Genomic DNA, 3595 nt, shown 5'->3' with positions numbered 1-3595 from the left:
CCGTGAATTCCGCGGCCACCTCGACGTCCGCCTCGATCACGTTCTCGCAGTCCCGGCACACCAGGTGCAGATGGTGGTGGCGGTCGGCGAGGTGGTAGGTCGGGGCACCGTGCCCGAGGTGGGCGTGGCTGACCAGGCCCAGCTCCTCCAGCAGCTCCAGCGTCCGGTAGACGGTGGAAATGTTGACCCCCGACGCCGTCTTCCTCACTTCCACGAGGATGTCGTCGGGGGTCGCGTGCTCAAGGGTGTCCACGGCTTCCAGGACAAGCTGGCGCTGCGGCGTCAATCGGTAGCCGCGCTGCCTGAGGTCGCTCTTCCAGTCGGTGCTCACCACACCGGAAAGTCTAGAGCCACCGGGCCGCGGACCCGTGGGAGAACGCTGAGGGGCTTACTTGAAGAAGGCGATGCCGTCGTCCGGCATGTCGTCCGGGAGGGCCTTCGCCCAGCGTTCGACGTCCTCGGGGCTGACGACCTTCTTCAGCTGGGCCGACATGTAGGGGCGCAGCGGCACCTCGGGGGTCTGCTTCTCGCCGACCCACATCAGGTCGCTCTTCACGTAGCCGTACAGCCGCTTGCCGCCGCTGTAGGGCCGCGCGCCGGGGATCCGGGCCACGGCGTCCGTCACCAGGTCGATCTGCGGCTTCTTGTCGGCCATCTCGCCGTACCAGATCTCGATGACGCCGTCGTCGCGGGTCAGCGTCACCTCGACCTTGCGGTCGGCGTGGATCCGCCAGAAGCCGGACTCGGTCTCCAGCGGGCGGACCTTGTTGCCGTCCTTGTCCAGCACCCAGGTGCGGGAGTGGTACTCCAGGAAGTCCCGGCCGTCGTGGGTGAAACTGACCTCCTGCCCGAAGTTGCACTTCTCCGCGCCAGGGAAGTCGTGCACGCCCGCGCCGGCCCAGTTGCCGAGCAGAAAGGCGAGCGGGACGAGGTCCTTGTGGAGGTCGGACGGGATCTCGATCATGAGCGACAGCTTTCCTGTGGTGTGGGTCAGCGCTGGCCCTGGTACAGCTTCTTCACGGTCAGGTACGCGAAGGCGAGCACGCCGACGCAGACCAGGACCAGCAGGGTTTCGAAGAAGATCTCCACGGGTGCTCCTTGAGCGAGGGTGAGCGAACGACAGAGCCGCAGCCCAGCTTACGCGGCCGGGACCGGACGTCCCCGACGAGGTCCGCTCAGGTGAGCAGCTCCGTCTGCAGGGTCACGGTCTGCCGGAACGGTACGGCGTCCGCGGTGCCCCGGCGGGACTGGGTGATGACCGCGATGGTGTCCCCGGCCACGAGGTACGCCTGCCGGACCTGCTCGGCGCCGTACGGTTCGGTCTCCGTGTACGGGTAGAGCGTCACGTCCTTCACGTGGGCCCTCGACGGAAACGTCTCGTCCAGGGCGTAGGAGTCGGCGCCGCGCACCGAGTACGTGGGCGCCTGGCTGTTGACGAGGTTGCCGACCATCAGGCCTTCGGAGACCACGGCGGTGTCGAACTGCAGCAGCTGGATGCTGGTGTGCGTGCCGTCCGGGGTGGTCCAGCCGCGGGCCGCGATGTGCCGCAGGCCGTGGTCGGTGAGCTTCTGGCCCAGTTCCCGGCGGTTCTCCTCGCCCTGGAAGAGGACGAGGAAGTCCTTCGTCGGCAGCCATCCGTCCGTTCCGTGCGGCGGCGGGTCCAGCCGGGCTCCCTCGGGCGCGGGCAGCAGCAGGGCGCGCAGGTCGGCGTGGTGCGCGCCGGTCTTGTTCCGCGCGTCGAACGGTCCCGGGCTGCCGGCCGGCAGCGGTGGCCGGACCAGCTCGGGGTACGGCCAGCGTCCGTCGGAGGCGGTCGCCAGGCCCGGCAGGTCCGTCCGGTCCATCCGGGTGATCCCGAAGGCCGTCCCGGTCGCCACCAGGGCCAGGACGGCGACGGCGGCGGTCCAGCGCACCGCCGTCCGCAGCGCCTTGCGGTCCTTGGGCGGGCCGGCGGCCGGCGGTGCGGCGGCCGGCGATGCGGCGGCCGGCGGTGCGGCGGGCGGCGGCGGTCCCGGGGGCGGCGCGGTCCCGGGGGCCGGCTCCTGCGCCTGGTGCTGCGTCTGCTCGGTCATACGGCTTTCCCCGGGTCCTCGATGCGGTCGAGCTGGGCGGCGACCATCCGCGCCACCCCCTGCTGGTCCAGTGGCCTGCCCGCGGTGGCGTTGGCGGTGACCAGGACGTCCCCGACGTACCCGGAGCACAGCATCATGCCGAGCTTCCCGCCCGGGCGGGCCGGCGGCAGGACGCACGTGGCGTCCTCGTGGCCCTCGACGGCCGGGCCCTTGCGGAGGTCCAGGGCGCCGAGCAGCTGCCGCTGGTAGGCGGCCGTGGCCCGCGCGGTGTGCCGGTCCGCCATCCGCGTCAGCAGGATCTGGAGGGTGAACACCCGGCCGGAGGAGGCGGCCTGCGCGGACCCGGGCGGCCGTGCGGTGCTGATGAAGCTGCGCAGGGCGATGCCCTTGACCGGGTACCGGTCGATCTGCCGCTCCAGCGCCCGCCGCTGGGACCGGGGCAGGTTCGCCAGCGACCGCTTGCGCAATGCGGTGGCCTGGCGGCCGGTCAGCTCGGTGTCGGAGCCGAACTCGTTCAGGTCGGGGCCGTGCCCGTACCGGTCCCCGTAGGGCAGGAGCATGGCGCGCAGTCCGCCGCCCCGGGACCCGTCAGGGGCGCCCGCGGAAGCCTCGGGCAGGCGCCAGGTCGCGACGCCCGGGGTGTGATCGGCCTCGTGCACGGCGACCGCGGTGCAGCTCACGCCGGCGACGACGGCGAGCGCCAGTGCCGCCCCGCCCGCCCCGCGCGCGATCCGCCGGCGACGCCCGTGGGGCGCGTGCCCGGTGTTCTCCGTCGTCACAGCCGCTCCATCTGCCGCTCGGCCAGGTCGAGGACCGCTCTCTTGGGCACCGGCCCGGTGTCGTCGATCCAGATCTCCATCTCGATGTCGCCGCGCCAGGCGTGGGCCCTCGCGAGGTACTGGCGCACGCCGTACTCGGTGCGGGCCTTGCGGTACGCGTACGCCATGCCGTCGCCCGTGCCGGGAATCGCCCCGCTGTCGGCTGCGCCGCCCTGCCGCGCCCAGTAGTCGTCGTTCTCGGCGGCCTCGCGGGCGCCGAGCACCTCCTGCTGCCGGAACTGGATCAGCCGGATCTGGACCGTGCGGGTGCCCTCGCGCCAGCCGGTGACGGCCGCGCGGCGGAACTCCTTGCTGAGCAGCCAGCCGTAGCCGTCCGCCGGGTCGCCGTAGGTGTCGGCCAGTTCGGCCAGGCCCGTCCAGCCGTCCGTGGCGCGGCCCGGCCGGGACTCGCCCGCGCCGGCCGGCTTGCGCAGCAGCAGTGCCCGCAGATCGCCGTCGGCCTTGACCTTGCGGTCCTGTGCCGCGGACAGGGGCGGCGGTGCTCCGCCCTCGGTCCGGGCGAGTTCCGGCTGGGACAGCGGGGGCAGTGCGGTGGGCTCGCGGCCGGCCTGGACGAGGTAGCCGGCGCAGGTGCCGGCGATCAGGCCGAGCACGGCGGCGGCCACCAGAAGCCGTGGCGTACGGCTCGGTGGGCGCGACGGCCGTGACCCGGGGCCGCCGGTGGCCGCGGGTGCCGGATCGGTG

Annotated in this window: 5 protein-coding genes; all 5 read right to left on the bottom strand. The window is 72.9% G+C overall.

The window, feature by feature from the left end; translation table 11 throughout:
- A partial coding sequence (locus IE312_RS31285; RefSeq protein WP_229900648.1) for a Fur family transcriptional regulator occupies nucleotides 1-334 on the bottom strand: 334 nt, incomplete at its 3' end.
- Nucleotides 335-388: 54 nt separating this feature from the next.
- Nucleotides 389-964 (bottom strand): heme-binding beta-barrel domain-containing protein, encoded by a 576-nt coding sequence (locus IE312_RS31280; RefSeq protein WP_189985622.1) that lies wholly within the window; start codon nucleotides 962-964, stop codon nucleotides 389-391.
- A 211-nt stretch (nucleotides 965-1175) separates the two neighbouring features.
- On the bottom strand, nucleotides 1176-2072 hold the full coding sequence (locus tag IE312_RS31275) for a hypothetical protein (RefSeq protein WP_189985621.1): 897 nt from the start codon (nucleotides 2070-2072) through the stop codon (nucleotides 1176-1178).
- The gene (locus tag IE312_RS31270; protein ID WP_229900647.1) at nucleotides 2069-2851 is read right to left on the bottom strand and encodes a hypothetical protein; all 783 of its coding nucleotides are present in this window, start codon (nucleotides 2849-2851) and stop codon (nucleotides 2069-2071) included. The genes IE312_RS31275 and IE312_RS31270 overlap by 4 nt, the downstream gene beginning before the upstream one ends.
- The coding region (locus IE312_RS31265; RefSeq protein WP_229900646.1) for a hypothetical protein at nucleotides 2848-3595 on the bottom strand (748 nt) is incomplete at its 5' end. The genes IE312_RS31270 and IE312_RS31265, both read right to left, overlap by 4 nt.

This window comes from Streptomyces capoamus (genome assembly GCF_014654935.1).
GTDB classification, from domain to species: domain Bacteria; phylum Actinomycetota; class Actinomycetes; order Streptomycetales; family Streptomycetaceae; genus Streptomyces; species Streptomyces capoamus.
The sequence above is the reverse complement of the archived record's forward strand: the minus strand, read 5'-3'. Positions and strand labels throughout refer to the sequence as shown.